Source organism: Saccharopolyspora sp. NPDC000995 (assembly GCF_053599315.1).
The window spans coordinates 1-5866 of the sequence record NZ_JBSFLZ010000216.1 but is presented as its reverse complement, the minus strand read 5'-3'; the positions used below and the strand labels follow the sequence as shown (position 1 = coordinate 5866).

Annotated in this window: 7 protein-coding genes; 5 read left to right on the top strand and 2 right to left on the bottom strand. The window is 69.6% G+C overall.

Going from position 1 to position 5866, the window contains the following annotated elements:
• Nucleotides 1–101 precede the first annotated feature (101 nt).
• The 3 genes from ACWDKQ_RS34785 to ACWDKQ_RS34775 are packed head-to-tail and all read left to right on the top strand — an operon-like array spanning nt 102 to nt 2983.
• Nucleotides 102–1226 (top strand): acyl-CoA dehydrogenase family protein, encoded by a 1125-nt coding sequence (locus tag ACWDKQ_RS34785; RefSeq protein WP_450143013.1) that lies wholly within the window; start codon nt 102–104, stop codon nt 1224–1226.
• On the top strand, nt 1223–2263 hold the full coding sequence (locus tag ACWDKQ_RS34780; RefSeq protein ID WP_450143011.1) for a type III polyketide synthase: 1041 nt from the start codon (nt 1223–1225) through the stop codon (nt 2261–2263). The genes ACWDKQ_RS34785 and ACWDKQ_RS34780 overlap by 4 nt, the downstream gene beginning before the upstream one ends.
• Nucleotides 2264–2266: 3 nt before the next feature.
• Nucleotides 2267–2983 (top strand): YqjF family protein, encoded by a 717-nt coding sequence (locus ACWDKQ_RS34775; RefSeq protein ID WP_450143010.1) that lies wholly within the window; start codon nt 2267–2269, stop codon nt 2981–2983.
• A 40-nt stretch (nt 2984–3023) separates the two neighbouring features.
• Here the strand turns inward: ACWDKQ_RS34775 and ACWDKQ_RS34770 are convergent, their stop codons facing one another.
• On the bottom strand, nt 3024–3545 hold the full coding sequence (locus ACWDKQ_RS34770; protein ID WP_450143009.1) for a lytic polysaccharide monooxygenase auxiliary activity family 9 protein: 522 nt from the start codon (nt 3543–3545) through the stop codon (nt 3024–3026).
• 432 nt (nt 3546–3977) lie between these two features.
• On the opposite strand from ACWDKQ_RS34770, the gene ACWDKQ_RS34765 reads away from it, so the two are divergent.
• A complete protein-coding gene (locus ACWDKQ_RS34765; RefSeq protein WP_450143008.1) occupies nt 3978–5102 on the top strand; it encodes an MFS transporter in 1125 nt (374 codons plus the stop codon).
• A 10-nt stretch (nt 5103–5112) separates the two neighbouring features.
• Nucleotides 5113–5508: a hypothetical protein gene (locus ACWDKQ_RS34760; RefSeq protein ID WP_450143007.1), complete on the top strand. Its 396-nt coding sequence runs from the start codon at nt 5113–5115 to the stop codon at nt 5506–5508.
• 72 nt (nt 5509–5580) lie between these two features.
• On the opposite strand, the gene ACWDKQ_RS34755 is transcribed toward ACWDKQ_RS34760, so the two are convergent.
• Complete coding sequence (locus ACWDKQ_RS34755; protein ID WP_450143012.1) at nt 5581–5733, bottom strand: AMP-binding enzyme; 153 nt, start codon at nt 5731–5733, stop codon at nt 5581–5583.
• Nucleotides 5734–5866 lie beyond the last annotated feature (133 nt).

The window sequence follows — 5866 nt, the reverse complement described above, 5'->3', positions numbered from 1 at the left end:
CACCACTCATCGGCATATCCCACGCTCACGCCAAAGTGATCATTTCGGCTACTACCGCCCCCACAGTGACCGACTCGCTTATTTGAGGGCTAGTTCCGCGCATCGCCGCGCGCGCAGAGCACTACGACGCCTCAGGTGCCTTTCCCAGCGAGGACTTCGTCGATCTGCGTGCTCGCAGCCTGCTGGGGGTCATGGCTCCCCCGGAATTGGGCGGATTCGGTGCATCGTTCGCCGATTACGCCGCGTTCGCAGCGGAACTGGCTGGTGGGGCCGGTTCGACGGCGCTGATCTTCAACATGCACGCCTCGGTCACCGGCGCGCTGGCGCACACGCCCGAAGAACTGCTGCGGGAACTCGGCGCACCGGAAAGCTGCTTCGCCACGCGGGATCGGCTGCTCGCCGCGGCGGCCGACGGCGCGCTCTACGCGGTGGCTATGAGCGAAAGGGGCACGGGTTCGAGGTTGTCGCGCACCGCCACCACCTTCCGCCGCTACGACGGTGGATATCGCATCAGCGGCAGTAAGGCCTTCGTCTCCGGCGCCGGGCATGCCGACGCCTACCTGGTCACCGCCAGGGACATCGATGCCGCCGAACCGAAGGTGTCCTACTTCGTGGTGCCGACCGGTGAAGGCATCCGGGTGGAACCGACCTGGGATTCGATGGGCATGCGCGCCACGGGAAGCCACGACGTGCACTTCGAGGTGTCGGTAGGTGCGGATGCGCTGCTTGGTGGGATCGAGGGCATCACGCTGCTGGTGGCGCAGGTGATGCCGCAGTGGCTCGTCGCGTCGTATGCCGCCGTGTACGTCGGCGTGGCGCGGTCGGCGCTGCGCGTGGGCGCCATGCACCTGCACGAGCGCGGACTGCACACCTTGCCGACGGTGCGTTCCCGGATGGGGCGGGCGGATGCGGCGATCGCCGCGGCCGACGCCGTGGTGCGGGAGGCGGCTCGACGGGTGTCGGAGCGGCCGGGCGAGCCGGAGACGAACCGCTGGGTGTGGCGGGCGAAGCTGGTCGCCGGTGACACCGCGGCATCGGTGGCTTCGTCGGTGCTGGAGGCTGCCGGGGCGTCGGCGACGCGCCGCGGGCACCCGCTGGAACGGATCTACCGCGACGCGCGGTGCGGTGCGCTGCAACCGGCGACCTCGGACGTCTGCGCCGACTGGCTCGGGGTGGCCGCACTCGGCGGCGACCCCGACGACGAGACTGAGTCACCGCGTTGGTGACGCCGTTGATCGCTGGCTTCGGCTCGTCGCTGCCGGACACCACCGAGCAGCAGGTGCTGTGGGACGACTTCTTCCAGGAACACTTCCGCGCCAGCCGCCTTGCCAGGCGGGTTTTCGCGGGCGCCGGGGTGCGTCGCCGGCACACGGTGGCGAACCCGATCAAGGAGGACCTGTCAGGCTGGTCCACGGCTGCCCGGATGCGCCGCTTCTGTGAGGAAGCCCCGCGCCTGGGACACCGGGCGGTCGCCGCCGCGTTGGACGACGCCGGCATTGACGGCGACGAGGTCGGCCTGCTCACCGTCGTCTCCTGCACCGGGTACGGCACGCCAGGGCTGGACATCAAGCTCGCCGCCTCGCTCGGGCTGCGCCCGGACGTGCGGCGGCTGTTCGTCGGCCACATGGGTTGCTACGCGGCCCTTCCGGCCATCGGCGGCGTCGCGGACTTCGTCGCGGCGCACGGGCGAGCCGCGGTGCTGCTGTCCGTCGAGTTGACCTCCTTGCACATCCAGCCGCCGACCGATGACCCGCAGCAGGTCGTCTCCCACGCGCTCTTCGGTGATGCGGCCGCGGCCGCGGTCCTGCGGCCGCATTCGGCGGGGCTGGCTGTCGTCGACATCGCCGCCTTCACCGATGCCAGCGCGAGCACCCACATGACCTGGGACATCACCGATCTCGGCTTCCGGATGGGGCTTTCGCCGCAGGTGCCGGACGTGCTGGCCCGGCACCTCGGCGCAGTGCTCGACGACTTGCTGGACCGCAACAGCTTGCGGCGCAGCGACATCCGCGGCTGGGCGGTGCACCCGGGTGGCCCGCGCATCCTCGACACCGTCGAAGACACCCTCGGTCTGCCTCCCTCGGCGCTGCAGCCGTCGCGCGATGTTCTCGCGGAGCGCGGCAACTGCTCCTCCGCGACGCTGCTACTGGTCCTCGAAGAGCTCCGAGCCGGCGGCGAACTCCGGCCCGGGAGCCACATCGCGGCCCTTGCGTTCGGCCCTGGACTGACGCTTTACGCAGCGCTACTGGAAGTCATCGTGTGAGCTATGGGACTCGAACCGATCACGTTGGCCGCGCCCCACCAGGTGCGCTGGTCCTTTAACTGTCAGGTCTGGCGCGACGTCGTGTTCGTGCATTGGCCTTGCTCCGCACGGGAGATCGAGGCGGTGCTGCCGCCGCACATCCGGCCGGACCTGTTCGACGGTACGGCGTGGATCGGCGTGGTCGGTCTTGGGATGGTGATCACCGGTCCGCTGCGGATGCGGTTCACCGAGGTCAATATGCGGACCTTCGCCGTCGACGAGCGCGGCCGCCGCGGATTGGTGTTCCTCTCCTTGGAGTCCTCGCATCCGGCATTCGTGCGCCTCGCCAGGGCGGTGGGTCGTCTTCCGTACCGGTCGGCGGCTGTCGAATGCTCGACGACCGCAACCGAAACCGCCTACCGCGTCGAGCGATCCGGCATCGGCCTGAGCATGCGCATCCGGCGGGGCGAGCGCGTCGTGCCGACCAGCGCGGACCGGTTCCTCACCGCGCGCTGGCGGATGTTCTCGACGTGGCACCGCTGGCCGGTCGAAGTCCCGGTGGTGCACGAGCCCTGGGCGCTGGATTCCGCCGAACTGCTGGAGTTCACCGACTCCGGGGTGCTGGCCGTGTTCGGCTTTGCCCCGCCGAGCCAACCCGTCGTCCGGTTCGCGTCCAGAGTGGACGCTCGCTTCGGCTTGCCCGCTTTGGTGCCACGCCGCGGCGGGCCCGGCTCCGGGTGAGCGTGGGCCCGCCGGTTTCGGGGAGACGCCGGTCGAACGGTCACTCGCCGCCGACGTCGAGGTCGACGTAGGCGTAGAAGGCGTTCGCGGTGTCGGCGACGTTCCAGACCGCCAGCATCTTCTGCTTGCCGCTGAAGCCGCCGAGGTCGACGGTGTGCGACAGCTGCGACGGCGGCTGCTGGCCGTCCTGGTCGAACACGGCGACCCGGTTGCCGCCGATGAAGTACTGCCAGGTCGTCGTGCGGTGCGCGACGGCCGGCGTCCAGTTGAACGTCACCGAGTTGCCGACCGGTGTCGCGGTCCAGCCCTTGCTGTCATCGTCTGGCTCCGCGAATCCCTCGTTGCCACCGCTGCAGCTGGTCAGGCCCTTCGGGCCCTCGACGCTCTGCGGATCGTAGTTGATCGCGCCGCACGCAACGGTTCCGGCGGCGCACTGGGCCTGCCGGCTCGGCGGCGAGTCGATGTAACCGTGCGCGCTGGCGCTGCCGGCCGGGATCATGATCAGGAAGGGGGCGAGCGCCACACCGACCACGGCGGCGGCGAGCTTCGGCTTCTTGTCCATCTCAGCTCCTTTGGCAAGACCGCCTCGTCAGGTGGGTGGTGCCTGACCGGCGGTTACTGGGTGGAACTTGGCCGAGGAAGGGGAGAGGGAACAATCCGACGACAACCGGTCAGCCGGGCCGGACCCCGCGCTCCGCCGTTGGTCTGGACCATAGATTTCGGTGGTCAAGATTCGTCCGGTTCGCCCCGCAGATCGGCGGGATGCCCTGCGGCCTCGTCGCCGAATCCCTCGACCTGTTCGCCGCCGAGGTGGCGCCACACCTGCGATCGCTTTGACCCGTCGCCGGGAGCGAAAGGGACTCGGCGGGTTGATCGCTCGACTTCGTCCGCGGTGCTGTGGTCGACTGCGGGGAGGCTCGTGCGACGGGAGGCGGTAGTTGATGATCCGGCATCGGACGGCTGATCCAGGAAGCCGTTCGGGGTCGGCGGTTCGGTGAACGCGCGGGTCGCGCTTTACATCGGCGGACTGCTCGGGCCCTTCGGCGGCGGCGTGGTCTCGGCGATGCTGCCGGAGTTGGGCCGCAGTTTCGCCGTGTCGCAAGGCATCGCGGCGACATCGCTGACCGTTTACCTGCTGCCATTCGCGATCGTCATGCTGGTGTCCGGCAGTCTCGGCGAGCGTTGGGGAATGAGCCGCAGCATCCGGATCGCCTACGCCGGGTACGCCGTCGTGGCGTTGCTGGCCGCGTTCGCACCGTGGTTCTGGCTCTTCCAGACCAGTCGTGCGCTGCAGGGAACCGCGAACGCGTTCACCACCCCGCTGCTGCTGGCCAAGCTCGCTGCGGTCACGCCTAAGGAGCGCCTCGGGCGGGGCTTGGGCATCTACGGCGCGATGCAGGCGATCGGGCAGACGTCGGCGCCGCTGGTCGGTGGGCTCGCGGCGGAAGGGGCCTGGCAGTGGGCCTTCGTCGGCCTCGCCGCCGTCGCCACCGCGCTGGCGATCAGCCCGCTGCCGGCGGATTCGCGCGACGGTGCGGCGCAGCGCCCCGCCTCGCTGCGGGATGCCTGGCGGATTTCCGTGCTGCTGACCGGAGGCGTCGCCTTCGTCGCTTGGGCGTGCTTGGCGGGCCTGCCGTTCCTGGTTTCGTTCCGGCTGGACGACGCGTTCTCCCTGAGCCCTGGCGCGCGTGGGCTGGTGCTCACCGCCTACGGCATCGCGGGGGCGATCGGTGCCAGGTTGACCGGCGGTGGGGTGGACCGGTACGGCCAGCGTGCCGTCGTTTTCGTCGGGTTGCTGTTCGGTGCGCTGGCTGTCGCGTCGATCGGGCTGGTCGCGTGGCTGCCCGCGGTAGCGGTGGCCTGGGCGGTCGGCGGCGTCTGCGGGCAGCTGATCCTGGTCGGCATCCACGCCACGGTGCTCACCGGCGGAGCCAGCGGGCGCGGCGGGACCATCTCGGTGGTGACCGCGTTGCGGTTCCTCGGGATGTCGGCCGCTCCGGCGGCGTTCACCAGCCTGTACCGGTACGACGCCGCGCTGGGGTTCGTGCTTCCGGCGGCATTGCTGGCAGTGACACTTCCCGTTGTTGCCGTTTGCTGGCCGCGACAATCCTCCGGTTGACGGGCAGGGGTTGGGGCGGCGGCATTTTCCGGATGCCACGGCGGGAACCTCAGCCGTCGACGACTACTACCAGGATGCGATCGGCAAGACCGGCCCCGAGCTGACGGCCGCGCTGCACGGGATCACCAGCATCGGCACCACCACCCTGAGCTACGACCAGGCGCGGGACGCGCTGAAGGTCACCGACGAGGCCCCGAACAACAACGCCAACGTGATCCTGCTCTACACCGGTCGGCCGCAGGGCAAGTACACCAACGCGGCAACGCCGACGACTGGAACCGCGCGCACGTCTGGGCCAAATCCCGCGGTGACTTCGGCACCTCGCCCGGCCCTGGCACCGACGCATCGAAAGGGCGCGCAGCAGGTAGCGCGCGTTCCAGCGGGAAGCGGGCCTTGGCGCCGGTGACAACGGATACGTGACCGGTGAGGCCGAAGGGGGTGGCGGTGTCCACCCGTGATCCGCGACTATTGGCCGGTTTCAGAACTCGGAGATGAGCCTGCCCGCCGAATGCTCGGTGCGCAGCTGATTCTTCAGGACCTTCCCACTGGGGTTGCGCGGGAGTTCGTCGACGATCGCCAGCCGACGCGGGCGCTTGTAGCCGGCGAGCCGCTGCTTGCACCAGTCCTCGATGTCGGTCGGCGTCGGCGGGGTCGCGCGGGACGATGACCGCTAGTCCTTCATCAAGCGTGTCGGGTGGGTAGATCCGGCCTGAGGTAAGGCAAAGGCCTTATCCTGCTTGGGTTTGCGACTCCAACGCATCCCA

Coding starts and splice junctions, on each gene's coding strand:
- ACWDKQ_RS34775 (WP_450143010.1), top strand. CDS start 2,267: ATGGGACTCGAACCGATCACGTTGGCCGCGCCCCACCAGGTGCGCTGG.
- ACWDKQ_RS34770 (WP_450143009.1), bottom strand. CDS start 3,545: ATGGACAAGAAGCCGAAGCTCGCCGCCGCCGTGGTCGGTGTGGCGCTC.